The 20,505-nt window shown below is 71.1% G+C and carries 18 protein-coding genes; 9 read left to right on the forward strand and 9 right to left on the reverse strand.

What is annotated here, in order from left to right; all coding sequences use genetic code 11:
• Positions 1 to 9: 9 nt before the first annotated feature.
• Positions 10 to 585, reverse strand: a complete 576-nt coding sequence (locus tag ACIQRW_RS02000; RefSeq protein ID WP_403753018.1) for a GNAT family N-acetyltransferase — start codon at positions 583 to 585, stop codon at positions 10 to 12.
• 95 nt (positions 586 to 680) lie between these two features.
• Entirely contained in the window at positions 681 to 1,721 is a 1,041-nt protein-coding gene (locus ACIQRW_RS02005) for an SCO7460 family lipoprotein (protein WP_403753021.1), read from the reverse strand.
• Between the two features lie 285 nt (positions 1,722 to 2,006).
• Here ACIQRW_RS02005 and ACIQRW_RS02010 point away from each other — a divergent pair, with 285 nt between their 5' ends.
• The 6 genes from ACIQRW_RS02010 to ACIQRW_RS02035 all read left to right on the forward strand — a co-directional run bounded on the left by ACIQRW_RS02010 (position 2,007) and on the right by ACIQRW_RS02035 (position 8,992).
• On the forward strand, positions 2,007 to 3,152 hold the full coding sequence (locus tag ACIQRW_RS02010; RefSeq protein ID WP_403753024.1) for a S1 family peptidase: 1,146 nt from the start codon (positions 2,007 to 2,009) through the stop codon (positions 3,150 to 3,152).
• A gap of 404 nt (positions 3,153 to 3,556) precedes the next feature.
• On the forward strand, positions 3,557 to 4,672 hold the full coding sequence (locus ACIQRW_RS02015) for a DUF1996 domain-containing protein (RefSeq protein WP_403753027.1): 1,116 nt from the start codon (positions 3,557 to 3,559) through the stop codon (positions 4,670 to 4,672).
• Between the two features lie 192 nt (positions 4,673 to 4,864).
• On the forward strand, positions 4,865 to 6,631 hold the full coding sequence (locus tag ACIQRW_RS02020) for a discoidin domain-containing protein (RefSeq protein ID WP_403753030.1): 1,767 nt from the start codon (positions 4,865 to 4,867) through the stop codon (positions 6,629 to 6,631).
• A gap of 146 nt (positions 6,632 to 6,777) precedes the next feature.
• Entirely contained in the window at positions 6,778 to 7,539 is a 762-nt protein-coding gene (locus ACIQRW_RS02025; RefSeq protein ID WP_403753035.1) for an isocitrate lyase/PEP mutase family protein, read from the forward strand.
• Positions 7,540 to 7,744: 205 nt separating this feature from the next.
• The gene (locus ACIQRW_RS02030; protein WP_403753038.1) at positions 7,745 to 8,359 is read left to right on the forward strand and encodes a DUF6461 domain-containing protein; all 615 of its coding nucleotides are present in this window, start codon (positions 7,745 to 7,747) and stop codon (positions 8,357 to 8,359) included.
• Between the two features lie 18 nt (positions 8,360 to 8,377).
• Complete coding sequence (locus ACIQRW_RS02035; protein ID WP_403753041.1) at positions 8,378 to 8,992, forward strand: DUF6086 family protein; 615 nt, start codon at positions 8,378 to 8,380, stop codon at positions 8,990 to 8,992.
• On the opposite strand, the gene ACIQRW_RS02040 is transcribed toward ACIQRW_RS02035, so the two are convergent.
• The 4 genes from ACIQRW_RS02040 to ACIQRW_RS02055 are packed head-to-tail and all read right to left on the reverse strand — an operon-like array spanning position 8,919 to position 13,546.
• Positions 8,919 to 10,277 (reverse strand): GH1 family beta-glucosidase, encoded by a 1,359-nt coding sequence (locus ACIQRW_RS02040; protein WP_403753471.1) that lies wholly within the window; start codon positions 10,275 to 10,277, stop codon positions 8,919 to 8,921. The two genes, ACIQRW_RS02035 and ACIQRW_RS02040, sit on opposite strands and share 74 nt — an antisense overlap.
• A 47-nt stretch (positions 10,278 to 10,324) precedes the next feature.
• Positions 10,325 to 11,218 carry a carbohydrate ABC transporter permease gene (locus ACIQRW_RS02045; protein ID WP_018955662.1) on the reverse strand — a complete coding sequence of 298 codons (894 nt, stop codon included), beginning with the start codon at positions 11,216 to 11,218 and terminating at the stop codon, positions 10,325 to 10,327.
• Positions 11,211 to 12,224, reverse strand: coding sequence for a carbohydrate ABC transporter permease (locus ACIQRW_RS02050; protein ID WP_403753044.1), 1,014 nt, complete (start codon positions 12,222 to 12,224; stop codon positions 11,211 to 11,213). Before ACIQRW_RS02050 ends, ACIQRW_RS02045 begins: the two co-directional genes overlap by 8 nt.
• Before the next feature lie 11 nt (positions 12,225 to 12,235).
• Entirely contained in the window at positions 12,236 to 13,546 is a 1,311-nt protein-coding gene (locus tag ACIQRW_RS02055; protein WP_403753047.1) for an ABC transporter substrate-binding protein, read from the reverse strand.
• Between the two features lie 142 nt (positions 13,547 to 13,688).
• Between ACIQRW_RS02055 and ACIQRW_RS02060 the strand changes: the two genes are divergently transcribed.
• Positions 13,689 to 15,023: an ROK family protein gene (locus tag ACIQRW_RS02060; protein WP_403753050.1), complete on the forward strand. Its 1,335-nt coding sequence runs from the start codon at positions 13,689 to 13,691 to the stop codon at positions 15,021 to 15,023.
• A gap of 83 nt (positions 15,024 to 15,106) precedes the next feature.
• Here ACIQRW_RS02060 and ACIQRW_RS02065 read toward each other — a convergent pair whose 3' ends face one another.
• On the reverse strand, positions 15,107 to 15,607 hold the full coding sequence (locus ACIQRW_RS02065; RefSeq protein WP_403753053.1) for an NUDIX domain-containing protein: 501 nt from the start codon (positions 15,605 to 15,607) through the stop codon (positions 15,107 to 15,109).
• A gap of 60 nt (positions 15,608 to 15,667) precedes the next feature.
• Positions 15,668 to 16,834: a LacI family DNA-binding transcriptional regulator gene (locus ACIQRW_RS02070; RefSeq protein ID WP_403753056.1), complete on the reverse strand. Its 1,167-nt coding sequence runs from the start codon at positions 16,832 to 16,834 to the stop codon at positions 15,668 to 15,670.
• Between the two features lie 300 nt (positions 16,835 to 17,134).
• Here ACIQRW_RS02070 and ACIQRW_RS02075 point away from each other — a divergent pair, with 300 nt between their 5' ends.
• Positions 17,135 to 18,502: a transglycosylase family protein gene (locus tag ACIQRW_RS02075; protein ID WP_403753059.1), complete on the forward strand. Its 1,368-nt coding sequence runs from the start codon at positions 17,135 to 17,137 to the stop codon at positions 18,500 to 18,502.
• Here ACIQRW_RS02075 and ACIQRW_RS02080 read toward each other — a convergent pair.
• Positions 18,472 to 19,554 (reverse strand): DMT family transporter, encoded by a 1,083-nt coding sequence (locus tag ACIQRW_RS02080; protein WP_403753062.1) that lies wholly within the window; start codon positions 19,552 to 19,554, stop codon positions 18,472 to 18,474. The two genes, ACIQRW_RS02075 and ACIQRW_RS02080, sit on opposite strands and share 31 nt — an antisense overlap.
• Positions 19,555 to 19,798: 244 nt before the next feature.
• Here ACIQRW_RS02080 and ACIQRW_RS02085 point away from each other — a divergent pair, with 244 nt between their 5' ends.
• Positions 19,799 to 20,503, forward strand: coding sequence for a (2Fe-2S)-binding protein (locus tag ACIQRW_RS02085; protein WP_403753065.1), 705 nt, complete (start codon positions 19,799 to 19,801; stop codon positions 20,501 to 20,503).
• Positions 20,504 to 20,505: the final 2 nt, after the last annotated feature.

The raw sequence follows: 20,505 nt of genomic DNA on the forward strand, positions 1-20,505 counted from the left end.
CGATCGCCGCTACCCGCGCAGGTCGAGCCGCATCAGGACGCGGGGATGGCCGGCCAGTACCGATGTGGTGTCGGAGGCGTGGGTGAACCCGGCGCGCTCGAAGTTCTTCCGGATCCCGGGGTACGCCATCGTCAGATCGACCTTGGCGTCACCGCTGTCGAGCGGGTACGCCTCGACCGCCGGCGCACCGTGGGCGCGGGCGAACTCGACCGCACCGGCGATCAGCTCGTGCGAGATCCCCTTCCCGCGGTGACCGGGGCGAACCCGGATGCACCACAGGGACCAGACCGGCAGGTCGTCGACGTGCGGGATCTTTCGGCTGCGGGAGAAGGAGGTGTCCGAGCGCGGCGCCACGGCGGCCCAGCCCACCGGCTCGTCGCCGTCGTAGGCGAGCACCCCCGGCGAGGGCTCCGCACGGCACAGCCCGGCGGCGTACTCACCGCGCGCCGGACCGCGGAGCTCGGTGTTGAGCTTGGACGGAATCCGGTAGCTCAGGCACCAACAGACATTGGCCTTCGGCGACTTCGGGCCGACCAGGGTGCGAACATCTTCGAACACCGAGGCCGGGCGAACTGCGATGGTCATGGCGCCACGATCCCACGACACGCCCGCCGACGCCCGCGGGGAACCGCCCTCGCCCGCGCCGAGAGCCGGCAGCCGGAGGCCGGGGCGCCCCGGCCTCAGTACGGCGGCAGCCGCAGCGCCCCGGTGCCCTCGCGTACGTCGTGCACGAGCCGGATCTTCCCCACCGGAGTGCCGTGCTCGTCCGTGGTCACCAGGGCCGCGTCGTCGCTGTTGAGGCACCGTCCGCGCACGTCCGGCCCGGGGCAGAACAGGACGTAGCCGGTCTGCCGGTCGACGCGGCCCGGCTCCAGCCGCCAGATCCACTGGTAGGTGCTCATGACCACCCGGGGGTAGGTGGCGAGCAGTTGCTCCTTCACCGCGTTCTGCACGGTGTCGCCGAACTTCTGGCGCTCCCGGAACGGGCGGACGACCCGGGCGCTGCCGGTCGTGTCGACCCGGCCCGCCCCGATCTCGTAACTCGCCGAGAAGTAGGCGTGCTCGGTGAGCGAGGCCAGGAGGTCCGGCCGGGTCAGCCGCATCACGGTGGGCCACGACTCCTCGCCCCGGTCGCGCCGGTCGGCGACGGAGGGGGAGACCACGTTCACGTACGACCCCTGAGCCTTCGCCAACGTGCTGTCGGCCCCGCTCGCCGTGACCCAGCGCTGGACGCACTCCCCGATCTCGCCGAGCGCCTTCGCGACGGTGGCGTTCGTCAGCTCGGCCACGACGTAGGGCGGGGTGCCGGTCGGGCCCAGGGCGACGACCTCGTAACCACAATCGTCGAAGGCGCCCCTGAGCGTACGGAAGTCCTCGGCCTGCTGCCGCCCGCGCTTCACTGCTTCGGCCAGGACGCCCGCGCAGTCCTTGCGGTCGCACGTGCCCTCGTCCGCCCCGTCCGTGTCGATGCGGAGCCGGACCACGGCGTCGCGGTCGTCGGTCACCGCGAACGTGACCTCCGAGCCGCCGGAGCCCGGGAAGAGCGTGCGTGCTCCGATCGCCTTGAGCTGCCCAGGGAAGTGCTTCTCGGCCAGTTCCTCCGCCGCCCGGCGGTCGTCATCGGTGTCGACCACTCCGCACGCGCCCAGCAGCACGACCAGCGAACCCACCAGCGTGCCGGTCAGCGCGGCTCTCCACCGTCTGCGGCGTGATCCGGTCATGATCAGCTCCTCCATCTGGCCCCGTCCCCCGTTCCTGTGACAGTAGGACGAGTGCCTGCGGGCCGGATGAGTACGCCTACTCAACCCGGTGTGCGGCGTCCTCGCGCACCTCTTCCGACCCGTCGCCTCCATTGGCATGGACGTTGGCATGGACCTGACTATCGAACTCCGCTACAGTCCGGGACGGCACATCTGAGAGCGCTCTCAAGCGCACGATCGGCATGCGCTCCCGGACGCCTCCCGTTCCACCCCCACGTCGCTGGAACAACAGGAAGGGTCACTCCCTTGAGACACGCAACCGTGCTGCGGACCGGTCTGTCCGCACTCCTGCTCCTCGGTGCCTGGGCCGCCGCCGGCCCGTCGTCCGCCTCCGCCGCCCCCGCCAACTCCGCGGAGGCTCCCGCTTCCACGGCCCTGCTCACCGCGATGCAGCGCGATTTCGGCCTCACCGAGGGCGAGGCCGTCGCGAGGCTCGCCGACGAGAAGGCGGCCACCGCCCTGGAGCCGAAGGCGCAGCGCGCCGCGGGCTCCGCCTTCGGCGGGTCCTGGTTCGACGCGAGGACCGGCAAGCTGGTCGTCGCCGTCACGAACGCCGAGAAGGCAGAGGCCGTCCGCGCCGCCGGCGCCGACGCCCGGCTCGTCGAGCACTCGGCGAAGCAGCTCGACGCGGCGAAGGTCCGCATCGACGCCCTGTCCGCCCCGTCCGGCGTGAGCAGCTGGCACGTCGACCCGGCGACCAGCAGCGTCGTCGTGAACGTCGTCGCGTCCGAGCAGCGTGACAACGATGTCCGGTCCTTCGTCGCCAAGGCCCGCGAGGCCGGACCCGTGACCGTGGAGACGACCGCCGAAGCGCCGCAGACCTTCGCCGCGGGAACGGTCGGAGGCGACCCGTACTACACGGGCAACGTCCGCTGCTCGATCGGCTTCTCCGTCCACGGCGGCTTCGTCACCGCCGGGCACTGCGGCGGCGCCGGCCAGTCCGTGCGCGGCTGGGACGGCTCGGCCATCGGCAACTTCCAGGGCTCGTCCTTCCCCGGCAACGACTACGCCTGGGTGAACGTGGCCAACGGCTGGTGGACCGTACCGGTCGTCCTCGGCTGGGGCACCGTCTCCGACCAGCTGGTGCGGGGCTCGAACGAGGCTCCGATCGGCGCCTCGATCTGCCGCTCCGGCTCCACCACGCGCTGGCACTGCGGCAGGGTCCTCGCCAAGAACGAGACGGTCAACTACAGCCAGGGCGCCGTGCACCAGATGACCAAGACGAGCGTCTGCGCCGAGGGCGGCGACTCCGGCGGCTCGTTCATCAGCGGCGACCAGGCCCAGGGCGTCACCTCCGGCGGCTGGGGCAACTGCTCCGGCGGCGGGGAGACCTGGTACCAGCCGGTCAACGAGATCCTCAACCGCTACGGGCTGACCCTGCACACCGCGTGATCCGGGGGAGCCGTCCCGCCGTCCTCCCCGGCGGCGCGGCTCCCGCCGACGGGTGAGGGTGCCGGGCCGCGAGCGGTCCGGGGCGGCCGGATCCCGTCGGCTCAGCGAAGGCACTGTGAGCGGCCCCGCCGGGTGTGCGGGGCCGCTTCCGTGTGCGGGCTTACCGGGAGAGCGTTTTCCCGACGCCCAACAGCCTTTGCCCAGCGCATCGTTCACAAACTATTGACACCCTCTCGACACCGGCGCAACACTGGCACCGCTTTGGAGAGCGCTCTCCCAGATTGCGCGGTCCGCCAGCCTCGTGACGCGCAGGGCGGAGCTCTTCCCGGCTGCACCGTCCAGCTCACCCTTTCCCCCCACCGTGCACCCGATGTGCAGGGATGAAGAGCGGCATGGAGGTCCCTATGGTGACAAGACTCAACAGAACGACCCTGGTGTCCGTCCTGATCGTGGCGACCGCCCTGGCGCTGGTCGCGCTCGGGCTCACCGCGATCACGAACGCCGGGGCGACCGCCGCCGAGGCGGCCCCGCCCGCGTCCGACAAGCCCGCGGCGGCCTCGCACGTCATGCAGGGCCACAAGATGGCGCCGGCGAAGCCCGTCGCCTTCGGGGACGACCCCGACGGCGACGGCTACATACCGGCGGACCCGCCGGTCACAGGAGTGGAGCCGTCCGACGAGATCCCGCCGCACCGCTACTTCCACGAGTTCCAGGCCAACTGCTCGGTGAGCCACACCGCCCCGGACGACCCGATCGTCTACCCGGGCCGGGCCGGCGCCTCGCACGACCACACGTTCATGGGCAACGACACCACGAACGCGAACAGCACCACCGCGTCCCTGAGCGCGGGCGGAACCGCCTGCCTCGCGCCCGGCGACCGGTCCGCCTACTGGATGCCGACCCTCTACAACGGGAACGAGGAGATCCGCCCGGTCGGCCCCCAGACCATCTACTACAAGGCCGGAGTCACCGACTACCGCACCGTACGGCCCTTCCCCAAGGGGCTGCGGTTCGTCGTCGGCAGCCCCACACAGACCGCCCAGGAGTTCCGCGACCACCCCGGCATGGTCGAGGGGTACGAGTGCGGGGAGAGCTACCACAACTACGACTTCCCGGCAGCCTGCCCGACCAGCCGGGACACCCAGCTCAACCTGCGCATGCAGGCGCCCAGTTGCTGGGACGGAAAGAACCTGGACACCCCCGACCACAAGGCCCACATGGCTTATCCGGTCGTGATGGGGGCCAACCAGGACGTCTGCCCGACGAGCCACCCGGTCGCCCTGCCGATGATCGAGTTCAAGATGGCGTGGCCGGTCAACGGTGACATGTCGCAGGTGAGACTGGCCAGCGGCACCGGCCACTCCTTCCACTACGACTTCTTCAACGCCTGGGACGGCGCCACGCTCGACGCCCTGGTCGACCACTGCATCGTCGGTGGTCTCCAGTGCAACGCCCGTGGCTACGACGAGAACAACCCGGGTGAGGGCGCGGTTCTGGACGAGAACTACGAACTGCCCTGACCCTGCCCGTCGCGTCTCCCTCATGGGCGAACCGCGCCCATGAGGGAGAGCGCTCTCCGATGGTCACGGCCAATCCATCCGTTTCGACCTGTCCGGCCTGCCTCCCCGGCACCGCTCTTCCCACGTTTCCCACCCCCACCCCCACCCCCACCCCCACCCCCACCCGCACTTCCGTGAGGAGCCTCTCCCCCCATGATCACGTCCCGATTCCGACGTCCGGCCCGCGCCCGGGGCCGTACCACCGCACGCCTCGCCGTCGCCGCGCTCCTGGCCGCCGCGGCGGCCGCGCTTCCGGCGCCCGCCGCGCAGGCCGCCGGCAGTGTGGTGAAGGTGACCGGCTCCCAGGGTGCCTGGCAGCTGACCGTGAACGGTGCCCCCTACACCGTGAAGGGCCTGACCTGGGGTCCGTCCGTCGCGGACGCCGGGCAGTACATGCCCGACGTGAAGTCGATGGGCGTCAACACGATCCGTACGTGGGGCACCGACGCCACGACGGAGCCCCTGCTGGACACCGCGGCGGCGAACGGCATCAAGGTGATCGCCGGGTTCTGGCTGCAACCGGGCGGCGGTCCCGGCAGCGGCGGCTGTGTGAACTACCTGACGGACACCGCGTACAAGAACGACATGCTCGCCGAGTTCCCGAAGTGGGTGGAGACCTACAAGGACCATGAGGGCGTCCTCATGTGGAACGTCGGCAACGAGTCGGTGCTCGGCCTGCAGAACTGCTACAGCGGCGACGAATTGGAGCAGCAGCGCGACGCCTACACCACATTCGTCAACGAGATCGCCAAGAAGATCCACGCGGTCGACCCGAACCACCCGGTCACCTCGACCGACGCGTGGACCGGGTCCTGGCCGTACTACAAGAAGAACGCGCCCGACCTCGACCTGTACGCCGTGAACTCCTACGACGCCGTCTGCGACATCAAGGACACCTGGGAGAGCGGCGGCTACGACAAGCCCTACATCGTCACCGAGGGCGGGCCCGCCGGTGAGTGGGAGGTGCCGGACGACGCCAACGGCGTACCGGACGAGCCCGGCGACGTGGCGAAGGCCGAGGGCTATCAGCGGGCCTGGGACTGCGTCGACGGGCACGAGGGGGTGTCGCTCGGCGCCACGCTGTTCCACTACGGGACCGAGTACGACTTCGGCGGCGTCTGGTTCAACCTGCTCCCCGCGGGCCAGAAGCGGCTCTCCTACTACGCGGTGAAGGAGGCCTTCGGTGCGGACACCTCCGGCGACAACACCCCGCCGGTCATCAGCGGTATGACCGTCGACAACGCCTCCGCCGTCCAGGCGGGCAAGCCGTTCACGTTCAAGGCGTCCGTCTCCGACCCGGACGGTGACCCGCTCACCCATCAGGTGCTGGTCAACTCCAAGTACATCGACAACGGCGGCCAGTTGACGGAAGCATCCTTCACCGACCGGGGTGACGGCACGTTCGAGGTCACCGCACCGGACAAGCTCGGCGTCTGGAAGGTCTACCTCAAGTCGACCGACGGAAAGGGCAACGTCGGCATCGAGACGAAGTCCTTCAAAGTGGTGCCGCCCCAGGTCGACGGGGTGAACCTGGCCTCCGGGAAGCCCACCGAGGCCTCGTCGTTCCAGCCGGACAGCGTCGGCTGCCCCTGCCCGGCGGCCAACGCCGTCGACGGTTCCTTCGACACCCGCTGGGCCAGCGACTGGGCCGACCAGCAGTGGATCCAGGTCGACCTGGGCGCGACCACCTCCTTCGACCACGTCCAACTGGCCTGGGAGGCGGCCTACGCCAAGGCGTACACGGTCCAGACCTCGGACAACGGCCAGGACTGGAACACCGTTCACACCCAGACGGCGGGCAACGGCGGCATCGATGACATCGAGGTCGCGGGCAACGCCCGCTATGTCCGAGTGAGCACCTCCGAGCGCGGCACCCCGTGGGGCTACTCGCTCTACGAGTTCGGCGTCTACCGGAGCTGATCCGGCAGGGCCACGAAGCCCTCCGCGCCGTCCCATCCCCGCTGTCGGCGCGGAGGGAGCCCGCGGCGGCCACGGACATCCGTGACCGCCGCGGGCTCGTCGCGTTCGCGCCCCGTCGGTACGTCGCTGGGGGTAGCGTGCTCGGCATGGACCTTCGTACCACCGTTGAGCGCGCTCAACGCCTCAAGCAACTGCACGCCGAGCACAGGCCCCTCGTCCTGCCGACCGTCTGGGACGTCTGGTCGGCACGGACAGCGGCCGACGCCGGGTTCCCCGCGCTGACGGTCGGCAGCCATCCGCTCGCCGATTCCCGGGGGGCCGCGGACCAGGAGGGGCAGACCTTCGAGGAGGTGCTCTCCGCCGTCAGGCCGATCATCGCGGCGGTCGACGTCCCCGTCTCCGTGGACCTGGAGGCCGGCTACGGACAGCAGCCCGCGGATCTCGTCGCCGGTCTCATCGAGGTCGGCGGCGCCGGCCTCAACATCGAGGACACCGTCCACTCGGAGGGCGGACGCGTACGGAGCACGCAGGAGCACGCGGCCTATGTCGCCGGCCTGCGCGCGGCGGCCGACGAGGCGGGAGTCCCGGTCTGGATCAACGGGCGCACCGACCTGTTCCTGCACGCGGAGGATGCCTCCGCCGTTCTCGACGAGGCGATCGAGCGACTGCGGGCCCTGGAGCAGGCGGGTGCCGACAGCGTCTACCCGGTGCGCATCCAGGACAACGACGAATTGCTCGCGGCGGTGACGGCCGCCGTCTCCGTGCCGGTGAACTCCACGGCGCATCCGGTCAAGCACGATCTCGAGCGCTTCCGCCGCCTCGGCGTCGGCCGGATCACCTACGGCCCGCTGCTGCAATTCGCGATGACGGACGCGATGAAGGACATGCTGGGGCCCTGGACCCCCTGAAGGTTGTTGCAGAACACCTGAGATAGGGCATTCCCCTTGACGGCCCCGGTGGGGGGCGCCTGTGGTGCCTGCCGCTGCCGAACCGGGTCCTGTTGGTGGCCGTCTACTACCGCCTCGCCTCACCGGTCAGAATGAGAACCTGCTGACCCCACGCGGCGACTGGGCTACGTTGCGGGTGCGTTGGCAGGTGCGAAGAGGGGCGGACATGGCGAACGGGTTGCGGTGGATATCGACCGTATACGACTTGGGTTACACCTTCACCCTGTGCGAAGGCATCGGGCCGCGGGATCTGCTGGTGCGGATGGGCGCGGAGCCGCATCACCTCCACGAGTTGTCCGATGACGTGGTGGCCGAGCTCCAGATGCGGTCGGAGGGCGGTCATCTGAGTGACCTGGACTTTCTCGACTGGGAGGACGAGGGCCTGGTGTCGCGTCTGACGGCGGCCGGGTTCCTCTCGCATCCGGGGGTGCTCGTTCGCGCCGGCGCGGTTCCCGGCTGGGCTTATGCGGTCGAGAGCATCACCAGCCGTGCCCCTGCCCACCTGGCGGCGCTGTCGCAAGGCACGCGCGCGTACACTGTCTTCCGTAGTGTGAACGGTGAACACCAGGTCGGTTACGCCGTCGACGGCCGGATACTGGCCTACTACGAGCACGGCGTGCGCCATTCGGTAGGCACCGACGAGCAAGGGGTGCCGGGGTTCGAATCCTCTGGCGAGGAACCTCCCGACGCCGCCTTTCTCCGCTTCCTCGAAAGCGAGCACGGAATCCACGTCTCCTGGGAGGACTTCCAGGCTCCGCTTCCCACCGCCGCCTTCGCGTAGGCCGTCCTCCGGCTGTTCATGACCCAGGTCACTGTCTATCAAGCCGAAGTGGGACTGCCATCCGGCATCGGCCCCATGGCAGCTGACGAGTGTCAGATCGACCCCGTCGCATTCGCTGCGTTCGTCAACGCCCTGCTCGCCTGGCATGGCAGAACCAGGCACGCTGGCACGGCCACCTTGGCCGAAGGGTTCGTTGCCACGGTGCCGGTCTTGGCTGAGATAGCGAACATCGAGGTGAGCCGGCAATCGGCCCAGCGCGCCGAGAGCCACTATCTCGGGACGGCTTCGGATCCCCATGCAAAGGAGTGGGCAGCCGTACTGCAGCAGAAGTCACGGGAGCTCACGTGTCCTTCGACAACGCCAGAACTCCAGGGCAAGGTGAGGCCGGCGATGAAGGCGTCGAGCCACCGCGGGAGCCGTTCGCCCCGGCGCTCGCCGAGCATCCGGGGCGAAGGACCGCACCCTCGTCCGGATGCCGTCCTGAACCGCGAAACCCCTCCGGCCGCGGCGAGGGATTCGCCGCGGCCGGAGGGGGCCGGCAGGAGCCGGTGGAGGAGGGTCAGACGGCCGCCCGGCCGCGCAGCTCCGCGTGCTTCCGGACCAGCTCCGCGTACCGCCGTCCGCTGCTCTTGACCGTACGGCGCTGGGTCGCGTAGTCCACGTGGACCAGACCGAACCGCTTGTCGTAGCCGTACGCCCACTCGAAGTTGTCCATCAGCGACCAGGCGAAGTACCCAGCCAACGGAGCTCCCTTGTCGACCGCGCGGGCGCAGGCGGCAAGGTGCTCTTCCAGGTACCGGACGCGCTCCGGGTCTTGGACCGAGCCGTCCGCCGCGACGACGTCCTCGTACGCCGAGCCGTTCTCGGTGACGTAGATCCGCTGGACGCCGTACTCCTCGGTGAGGCGCAGCAGCAGCCGCTCCAGGCCCTCCGCGTGGACCTCCCAGTCCATGTGGGTGAGCCGGGCGCCGGGGACCGAGACCTGCTTCGCGTGCGGTGCGGTCCCGTCCGGGTCGGCGGTGACGATCTGCCGGAAGTAGTAGTTGAGCCCCAGCCAGTCGAGGGGTGCGGCGATCGTCTCCAGGTCGCCGGGCCGGACCGGGAGCTCGACGCCGTACTCCTCCACCATGTCCTGCGGGTAGCCGCGCCCCAGGATCGGGTCCAGCCACCAGCGGTTGATGTGGCCGTCGGCGCGGCGGGCGGCGGCCGCGTCGGCCTCGCTCGCGCTCGCCGGCTCGATCGGGCTGAGATTGTTGACGATGCCGACCCGGGCGTCAGAGGAGGCCGCCCGGATCGCCCGCACGGCCAGGCCGTGGCCCAGGTGCAGATGGTAGGAGGCGCGCACGGCGGCGGTCAGGTCGGTGAGACCCGGCGCCATCCGGCCCTCCAGATGACCGATCCAGGCGGAGCACAGCGGCTCGTTCAGCGTCGCCCAGTCCTTGACCCGGTCGCCGAGGCGGTCCACCACGTGGGAGGCGTACGCCGCGAAGTGCTCCGGGGTCTCCCGTACGGTCCAGCCGCCCCGGTCCTGGAGCGCCTGCGGCAGGTCCCAGTGGTAGAGGGTGGCGAACGGGGTGACGCCGGCCTCCAGAAGGCCGTCCACGAGCCGGTCGTAGAAGTCCAGGCCCGCCTTGTTGACCGGCCCGTCACCGCCGGGCACGACGCGCGGCCAGGCGATCGAGAAGCGGTAGGCGTCCGCGCCGAGCTGCTTGATCAGGCCGATGTCCTCGGGGACCCGGTGGTAGTGGTCGCAGGCCACGTCGCCCGTGTCGCCGTTGTCGATCGTGCCGGGGGTGTGCGAGAACGTGTCCCAGATCGAGGGGGAGCGGCCGTCCTCGGCCACGGCTCCCTCGATCTGGTACGCGGCGGTGGCGACCCCCCAGGTGAAGTCCGCCGGGAGGGCGTTGAGGTCGGACACGTGCAGCCTTTCGGTCGGGGGCGACGGACGGCTCTCGCCGGTGGGGCTCACTTCACGGCTCCCGCGGTGAGACCGGCGACCAGATAGCGCTGGAGGAGCAGGAACCCGGCGACGATCGGGACGCTGACGACGAGGGACGCGGCCATGACCTGGTTCCAGTACACGTCGTTCTGCGTGGCGTAGCCCTGGAGGCCGACGGAGAGGGTCCGGGTGGCGTCGTTCGTCATGACGGAGGCGAAGAGGACCTCGCCCCAGGCCGTCATGAAGGAGTACACCGACACCGCCACGATTCCCGGGACGGCGGCCGGCACGACGACCTGGAAGAGGGCGCGGACGGGTCCGCAGCCGTCGACCAAGGCCGCTTCGTCGAGGTCCCGGGGGATGGAGTCGAAGTACCCGATCAGCATCCAGATCGAGAACGGCAGCGAGAACGTCAGGTACGTGAGGATGAGCCCGCCGCGCGAGCCGTACAGGGCGACGCCGGTGCTGTTGCCGATGTTGACGAAGATGAGGAACAGCGGGAGCAGGAAGAGAATCCCCGGGAACATCTGTGTGGACAGCACCGTGACGGTGAAGACCCGCTTGCCCCGGAACCGGTAGCGGCTCACCGCGTAGGCGGAGAACACCGCGATCGTCACTGACAGCACCGTCGCCGAGCCCGCCACGATCAGCGAGTTGACGAAGTACTTGGCGAGCGGAACGGTCTCCCAGATGTCGAAATACGGCTGGATCGTCAGCGTGGACGGGATCCACTGGAACTTCCCCGACACATCCTGGAGCGGCTTCAGCGAGCTGCTGACCATCACGTAGACGGGCAGCAGGACGAAGCCGGCGAGCAGGGTCAGGACGATGCGGCGGGTCCAGAGGAAGGACTGCGGCGCGGCCATCGGCGAGCGGGCCCGCGACCGGGTGGTGCGGGTCGGCCGCGTGAGGCTAGACATCGGCGCCCTTCCTTCCACGCGAGGTGAGGAACAGGTAGACGGCGGTCACGACCAGCAGGAAGAGCAGCAGCAGGACCGACATCGCGGATCCGGTGCCGAAGTTCCAGGTGACGAACGACGACTGGTAGATGTGGATCGAGATCAGGTCCGCGCTCTCCGGGGCCGACTTCCCGAACAGGACGTACGGGGTGTTGAAGTCGTTGAACGTCCACAGGAAGAGCACGAGGACCAGCACCTGGTTGACCGGGCGCAGCGAGGGCAGCGTGATCCGGCGGATCTGCTGCCAGATGCCGGCGCCGTCGATCGAGGCGGCCTCGTACAGCTCGCGCGGGATGTTCTGGAGCCCGGCCATCAGCATGAGGAAGGCGAACGGCCAGCCCTTCCAGACCGAGACGATGATCAGGGTGTAGATGCTGTTGTCGCCGATCAGCCAGAAGGACGGCTCGTCGGTGATCCCGAGCTGGTCGTGCAGGACGTGGTTGATCAGCCCGTTGTCCCGCTGGAACATGAACGCCCAGGTGATGACGGCCGCGTAGACCGGCAGGGCGTACGGGACGAGGAAGATCGCCCGCAGGATGCCCCGGCCCCGGAAGCTCTCCTGGAGGAGGATCGCCGCCGCGGTGCCGAACAGCCAGGCGAACCCGACCGAGAAGAACGTGAAGACGCAGGTGACGAAGAACGAGTGGAGCAGGGCCTCACCGATCGGCGCGTCGAAGTCGACGGCGATGCTGTAGTTGTCGAGACCCGTCCAGGGCGCCGCGCCCCAGTTGTTGATGAAGAACTGTGTGAGCTGCCGGAAGCTCATCACGATCCCGATGACCATCGGGATGATGTGGATGAGGAGTTCGAGCAGGACGGCGGGCAGGAGCAGGAGATAGGGCAGTCCGCCTTGGCGGATCCGGTCGGGGATGCGCGGCAGTCTCCTGCGCGCACCCCCGGTGCCCCGGCTCGTACCCTTGCCGGTCGACTTGTCGACCTCGGGGTCCGTGGTGACGGTGGCGGTCATGGATCAGGGCCTCACTGCTGCATCGTCTGCTGCGCCTTTTCCAGGCGCGCCTTGACGGATTCCTCGGTCACGGGGCGTCCGGCCGCGGCGTCCGCCCACAGTTCCTTGACGGCCGTACCCACGGCCGTCTCGAACTGCGACTCGTTCGGGACCTGGGGGAGGGGTGCGGCGCTGGTGGCGAGGGTGTCGCGCAGGACCTTGAGGTCGGGGGCCCCGAAGGCCTCGTCGGCCTGTGCGGCCTTGACCGGCGGGATCGAGCCGTAGGTCTTGTTGAGCAGCTTCTGCTCGGCGTCGCTCGTCATGAACTTCACGAACTTCTTCGCGCCGTCGATGTTCTTCGTGTTCTTGAAGACGGCCATGTTGATACCCGCGACCATGGAGTTGGTCTGCTTGCCCGCACCCGGTACGCCCGAGGGGACCGGCACCGGGGCCGCGCCCCAGTCCTCGGGCTTCATACCCTGGGCGGCGAAGGTGGAGGCGGCGGCCTGCCACAGCACCATGGCCGTCTTGCCCTTGGCGAAGTCGGTGAGCGACTGGTTCTGGGCGTACTCCGCGTTGCCGGGAGCGATGATCTTGTCCTCGGCCATGAGGTCGATGTACTGCTTCACCGCCGCGACCGCACCGTCGGAGGTGAACGTCGCCTTGCCGTCCTTGTCGAAGAAGTCGGCGCCGTGCTGCTGGGCCAGGACGAAGGTCTGGTGGATGTTGTTGGAGAGGTTGCCGCCCTCGGCGCCCAGCCCCCACTTGCCGTCCTTGGATATCTTCTTGCCGGCCGCGACCAGCTCGTCCCAGGTGGCCGGGGGCTTCTCGACGCCCGCCTCGGCGAACATCTTCTTGTTGTAGTAGAGGGCGTACGCCAGCGAGTACAGCGGCACCGCGGCGGGCGGCTCGCCCTCCTTGCCGGCCGAGGCGACCGCCGAGTCGACGAAGCGGTCCCGGCCGCCGATCGCCTCGAAGTTCTTCTCGTCCCACGGCAGGAGCGCGCCGGTCGCCTGGAGCGAGGCCGACCAGGTGTTGCCGATGTTCAGCACGTCCGGGCCCTGGCCGGAGCTGGTGGCGGCGAGGATCCGGTTCAGCAGGTCGGCCCACGGCACGACCTCCAGCTTCACCTTGATCCCGGTCTCCTTCTCGAACTTCTTCAGCTCGGGAGTGAGGATCTCCTTGTCGGCCTCGATGCTGGGGCCCTGGTTGGACGCCCAGTAGGTGAGGGTCTTCGGCGACTCGTTGCTGCCGCCCGATGTGGTCCCGCCGCCACAGCCGGTGGCGGCTACGGCGATGGCGAGGGCGAGGGTGACGGCGCTTGCGGCTCTGACATGACGCATGTGAGGTGGCCCCTTTCCGGGGATGGCTGCGTTCGGGAACCGAACGGCCTCCATGACTTAATTTATGCCGTGATTTAAGAGGTGAGAGAAGGTCGCGTCAAGCCCTGGGGCCGGGGTATGTTCCTGGACGGGAAGGAGCAACATGGCCGAGCGCAGCAGACGGACCGTGCGTGACCTGCGAAGGGGCAATCGGGCGAGGGTATTGCAACGGTTGTATTTCGACGGCCCGCTGAGCCGCCAGGAGCTCGGACCGGTCACGGGGCTGAGTTCAGGTTCCATCAGCAACGTCGTTGCGGAACTCGCCGCCGAGGGACTCCTGGAGGAGGCCGGCGTCGTCGACTCGGACGGCGGCCGCCCCCGTACGCTGCTGCGCGTCGCCCCGGACGGCGGACTGCTCGTCGGCATCGACATCGGCGAGACCCGCGTCCGCGTCGAGCTGTTCGACCTCTCCCTGACCGAACTGGCCCGCACCGAACGGCTGCTGGCCCAGCACGGATACGACGTCGACCGCATCGTCGCCCACGTCCGCACCGGCGTCGCGGACGTGCTGCGCGACGCGGGCGCCGACCCGCGCCGGCTGCTCGGCATCGGCATCGGGGTCCCCGGCATCATCGAGCGCGACGGACCCGAAGGGCCCGACGGCTCCCGGAGTGCGGTGGTCCACGGCCAGACCATCGGCTGGCGCGCGGTCCCCTTCGAGCAGTTGCTGCGCGAAGCGGTCGACGTGCCGCCCGAGGTGCCGCTGTTCATCGACAACGGCGCCAAGACGCTCGGCCAGGCCGAGATGTGGTTCGGCGGCGGCCGGGGCGCGGGCGCCGCCGCCATCGCCCTCATCGGCTCGGGCGTGGGGGCCTGCGTCGACCACGGCGACATCCTCGACGAGGACCGCACGAGCCTCGCCCTCGAATGGGGCCACACCACCGTCCAGCTGCGCGGCCGCCGGTGCCGCTGCGGCTCCATCGGCTGCCTGGAGGCGTACGCGGGCGCGGAAGCCCTGCGCGAGCGCTGGCGCGAGGCGGGCGGCCCGCTGCCCGAGGACGCCGATGACGAGACGGCGCTGGCCGCCCTGCTCGCCGCCGCTTACCCGGAAGGCCGAGGCGCCGTCCCGGACCCGGTGGCCCTCGCGCTGCTCGACGAGACGGCCGAATGCCTCGGCGCGGCCCTCGCCGACCTGATCAACCTCTTCCTGCCCGAGCGGATCCTGATCGGCGGCTGGGCGGGCCTGCTCATCGGCCCCCGCCTGCTGCCCGAGATCCGCCGGTACGCGAACGAGTACGCCCTGCGCCACGCGGCGGCCCGCACCACCATCGAGATGGGCCGCCTCGGCCCGGACGCGGTCACCGTGGGCGCCGCGACGCTCCCGCTCGCCGACTTCCTCACCCGGGGCGGCAGCCGCCCCGGGCCGGGCGACTCCGGCGCGCCGCCCCGTACGGCCGTCCAAGCGGTCCGGGAACGTCACCGCACCCCGATGGACTGAGCGAGGGGTGTCCGCGTGACGCGTCCGCCGCCGTGTGCAGGCCGACGCGTCGCCCGGCACGCGGGCGTCGTCGCTGCCGCGCCTCAGTGGGCCGTGTCCCGCGCGGGGCCGGGGCTACCGGCTCCGCCGTCCGAGGTAATCCAGCGCGGGTCCACCATGCCCAGCCACGCGTCCTGGGCATCGGCCAGCGGGTGTTCCAGGGGAAGCGGCGCGAACCGGCAGGCGAACCGCATCCCCGCGTCGGACCCGTCGCCGCGGACCCGGTGCTCCCACGCCGCCGGCCCGCCTGACGGCGCGTCGAGCAGGAGAAAGGTGGTCAGCCGGGGCTGCCCGTTCTCGGGGTGGGGCCGCTCGTCCACCGTGATCCGCCGGACGACGCGGGCCCCGGTCAGCCCGGTCTCCTCGGCGACCTCACGCAGGACGGCCCGCTCCGGATCCTCGCCCGGCGCGACGCCGCCCGCAGGTACCTGGGTGCCGGCCTCGGGACAGTCCGCGTGGTCGAACACCAGCAGTGCGGGGCAGGGGTGACGCCGGATCACATAGGCGGCGACCCGGAGACGGGGCCCGGTCGGGGGTGAGGTCATGCGGGCATCCTCGCCCATGTCCGTGCACCCCCGCCCGCCGGGCCCGGGGCTGCGCCCGGGTCAGGCCGAGCCCCGCACCACCAGCTCCGGTTCGAAGATCACGGAGGTCACCGGACCGTCCGGCCGGGCCAGCCGGTCCAGCAGGAGGCGCGTCATCTCGGCGGCCATCCCCTCCACCGGCTGGCGGACCGTGGTCAGCGGCGGGCGGCAGGCCAGGGCCGCGCTGCTGTCGTCGAAGCCCACCACCGCCACGTCCCCCGGAATCGAGCGGCCGTGCTCCCGCAGGACGTGGCAGGCCCCCAGGGCCATCAGGTCGTTGGCGGCGAAGACCCCGTCCAGGTCCGGATGTTCCGCCAGCAGCCGCTCCATCGCCGTCTCGCCGCTCTCCTGGGTGAACCGGCCCTCGACGACGGGGATGTACGGGTGCCCGTGGCGTGCCATGGTGTCCCGGAAACCCGTCAGGCGGGCGTGGCCCGCCGGCACGTCCAGCGGGCCGCTGATCGTCGCGATCCGGCGGCAGCCCCGGTCCAGGAGATGTTCGGCCGCCAGTCGGGCGCCGTCCTGGTGCGCGAGGTCGACATAGCTCACCGGGACCGGCCGCGCCGGGCGCGCGTACAGGACGGCCGCCAGGCCGGCGTCCGCGATCAGCCCGGGCAGCGGGTCCTCGGCGTGCGTCGAGACGACCAGGGCCCCGTCCGCGCTGCCCTGCCTCAGGTACGCCACCACCTCCTCGCGGGCCCGTGAGGTCTCCGCGAACATCAGCACCGGGTGCATCCCGCGCGGACGCAAGTAGTCGACCACGCCCGTCACCACCCGGCCGAAGAACGGGTCGGCGAACACCTGCGCGGTGAACGAGCCCGAACTCCCGCCGCTGCCCTCGTCCTTCCCGGAGGCCCGGCCTCCGGACCGGGCCCCGGACCCACCCCCGTCCCCGTCCCCGTCCCCGGACGCTCCGGTGCCGGAGTCCCGCCGGGCCGCCTCCGGCTCGACGCCCGCGCCCGACACCACCAGGGCGATGGCGTCGGCCCGTCGGGTCACCAGGGACCTGGCCGCCCGGTTGGGGGTGTAGCCCGTCACGGAGACCGCCCGACGCACGGCCTCCTGGATCACCGGGTCCACATTGCGCACCCCGTTGACGACCCGGGAGACGGTGGCGCGCGAGACGCCGGCCGCCCGCGCCACGTCCTCCAGGGTGGGCGCTCCGGCCGAGCGCGGATCATCCGTCATGAGCGCCTTTATAGCACTCGCGGAGAGCGCTCTCCATCGATCTGGCCCAGGCGGGGCGAGGTGAGGAGTCCGAGCGGGGAGCACCGGGGGAGGAACGGAGGGGAGGGACGGAGGGGGAACGCGTTCGGGCGGGGCATGTCGGGCGGAGCGGAAGCTGAGGCCGGCCGGACGGTCGGGGATCGGAATCCGGCCACGGACCGGCCGAGGGCGGCCGAGTATCACGTTTTGCTTGTGATCAGTCACTGTGCGGACCTACGTTGCCCCTTGCGACATGACCCGAAGCCAGTGGGGGAGCCACGTATGGCCGCGAACGGACGGCACCGCAGATACCAGCCGAGCCGGATCAACCGTGCCTCGCTCACGGTGACGGCGAGCGGCGCGGGCATCGCGCTTCCGCTCATCACCGCGGCGTCGGCGGGGGCCGCACCGGTCGAGGTCTGGGAGAAGGTCGCCGCCTGCGAGTCCAGCGGCGATTGGGCCGTCAACACGGGCAACGGCTACTACGGCGGTCTCCAGTTCAGCGGCTCCACCTGGGCCGCCTACGGCGGCACGCAGTACGCGCCGCGCGCCGACCTGGCCACCCGGGACCAGCAGATCGCCATCGCCGAGAAGGTCCTGGACGGTCAGGGCCCCGGCGCCTGGCCCACCTGCTCCGTGCCGGCGGGGCTCACCCGGGGCGGGGACGCGCCCGGGGCCGCCCCGGAGTCGGGGACCGACACGCAGAGCGCGGGAAGCCGGACGGTCCGGGCCGCGGCGCCGCGGAGCGCGCCGCCCCGGCAGCCGCGGACCCTCCCCGCCGAGACGACGCCCACCCATGTGCCGGGCAAACGCGACTCGTACACCGTCGCGAGCGGCGACTCCCTCTCCGGGATCGCGTCCGCCCAGCGGGTGCGCGGCGGCTGGCAGGGCCTCTACGCGGCCAACCGCACCGTCGTCGGGGACGACCCGGACCTGATCTTCCCCGGGCAGCGGCTGAGCCTCGACCAGAGCCGGGCGCCGAAGGCGGGGGAGGACAAGAGCTCCGGACAGCCCGCGCGGAAGACCGCCCCGAAGCCCCCGGCGGCGACGCCGGAGGCGAAGAAGGCGGATCAGCGCAAGGCCGAACCCAAGAAGGAAGCTCCCGCGCAGGCCGCGCCCAAGAAGGAAGCCCCGAAACAGCGGGCCCCCGAGAAGACGGCCCCGAAGCAGCAAGCGCCCAAGAAGGAAGCGCCCAAGAAGGAAGCGCCGAAGAAGGAGCGTCCCGCTCCGGAGCGTGCCGTGAAGCACTCCGGTTTCAGCGCCCCGGTCTCCGCCGGCACCGGCACTCCGTACCGGCAGGCCGGTGGCTGGTCCAGCGGCTATCACACAGGCGTGGACTTCCCCGTGCCTACCGGGACATCGGTGAAGTCGGTGGCTCCGGGCCGTGTCGTCTCGGCCGGCTGGGCCGGAGCGTACGGCTACGAGGTCGTCATCCGTCACAGCGACGGCAAGTACAGCCAGTACGCCCATCTCTCCGCGCTCCACGTGCGCGCGGGGCAGTCGGTCTCCGGTGGGCAGCGCATCGCCCGCTCCGGCTCCACGGGCAACAGCACAGGCCCGCACCTGCACTTCGAGATCCGCACGGGCCCCGGCTACGGCTCGGACGTCGATCCGCTCGCCTACCTCCGGGCAGGCGGCGTCAGGGTCTGAACCGTCCGGTCGGAGCGGGGGCGACGCAGGGTGGCTCCACCGCGCCGCCGCTGCTTCGCCAGCGGACCCGGCGTGCCGAACTCCAGCTGCGGCACCGCCTGCCCCGGCGGCAGGGGCGACGGCAGCTGTGTCACGGGCAGCCGCCCCGACGCCGGTTCCGGCACGACCGGTGACGGCGAGGGGGGAGCCTCCTCCCCACCGTCCCTGGACGGCTCCTCGGCGTGCTCCGTGCGCAGCCGCTCCCGCGTCAGCATGATCAGGCCGCCGGCGGCCAGAGCCCCGCAGGAGAGGGCCAGGACGGTGCCCGGGACGCCGAGACGGAAGTGCTCACCGAACAGCGTGAGGCCGATCGCAGCGGCCACCACGGGGTTGACCACCGTCACCGTCGCGAGCGGAGCGGTGAGCCCCGCGCCCCGGTAGGCGGCCTGGGAGAGGAACAGGCCCGCCGCCGCGAGCCCGGCGATCACCAGCAGCGGCAGTACGCCCGAGCGCAACGAACCGGACGTCCACTCCACCGCCACGGTCTTGGTGAACACCGAGGCCATGCCGAACGCCGCGCCCGCGCCCGTGGCCAGGACGATGCTGCGCAGGACCGGCCGGCGCAGCGTACGGGCGAGCACGACGAGCGCGCCGACGGCCCCGAACGTCACCGAGGCCAGCAGCGCCTGCTCGGGACCGTTCAAGGTGTGCGGCTCGGCGTTCCCCGTGAGCGCCAGCAGTCCGCCGAGCCCGGCCGTCGCCATCAGGGCGCCGCGCCAGGCCGTCGCCCCCGCCCTCCGCCCGACGAACAGGGCCGCCATCGGCAGGGCGAAGACGATCGTCAGCGCGCCGAGCGGCTGGACCAGGCTGAGCGGACCGTACGCGAGCGCCACCACATGCAGGACCGCACCGGCCCCGTTGAGGAGGACGGCGGCCCACCACACGCCGTTGCGCAGCAGGCCACGCCACGCGTTGTCACCGGTCGCGGCCACGCGCTCCTGGATGATCGCCCCGGCCGCGTAGGCGACCGCGGAGACCAGTGACAGCAGCACGGACAACGCAAGGGAACTCATGTACACCACGATGTCCCGTCCGGGGCCCCACGTCGTCGTCCTTGAGACTGCACTTCGGCCTACTGCCCCAGTAGTACGCCCGACGCACCGACGTCCTCCTCCCGACGGTAGTCCTCTCGTCCCCAGGCGTCAGAAGTTATCGCCCGGCGGATACGGTGAGCCGCGAGGGTGGCACCGTCGGTGGCCGTACGGCAGGTCACGGGAGCGGGCCGGAGTCGGGCCGGGAACCGAGGGGGAACAGGGCATGGACCTGGTGCTACTGGCGTCGGTCGGGGGATTCTTCGCGCTGCGGACCACTCCGGTGCCGGGTGGTGGGCACCGTCCGCTGGAGGAGTTGTACGCGGGGGACGGCGGCCCGCTCGCCGCGCGTGTCGACAAGGTCGCGGCACGCCTCGCGCCACCCGAGCGCCGGGTCGCCGCCTCCATCGCCCATCTCGGGCTTGCCGCCCGGCTCTGGTCCCTCGCCCTGGGCCCGGCCGCGCTCTTCGGGCGGATCCCCGCACTGGCGCCCGACACCCTCCACTGGGACCCGTCGGCCGGCTCGCCGGACGACCTGTGGCTCGCGGGGACGGCCGAGCTGCCCGGTACGGCTGCCCGGATCCGCGAGGAGGTCCAGTACGGGCATCTGGACCCGCTGTCCGAGGCGTTCCGACGCGACGGCACCATCTCCCCGCAGCTGCTGCGGGGCAACGCGGGATCCGCGCTCGCCGGAGCCGTGCGCGAACTCGTCGCCTTCGCGCGGGCCCACGACCGGCCGGACGTGGCCGCACGGGCCCGCGCGCTGGCGGCCGAGCTCTTCGACGACGAGGCGCTGCGCCACACCGGGGCCCCGCATGGTCCGGCGTTCCGGCGGCGCAGCTGCTGCCTGTACTGGCGCTGCCCGGGCGGCGGGCTGTGCGGGGACTGCGTGTTCGACCGGGCGCCCAGGCAGCGGGCTGAGGGGCGGTAGCC

Source organism: Streptomyces sp. NPDC091287 (assembly GCF_044768525.1).
In the GTDB taxonomy this organism is placed as follows: Bacteria; Actinomycetota; Actinomycetes; order Streptomycetales; family Streptomycetaceae; genus Streptomyces.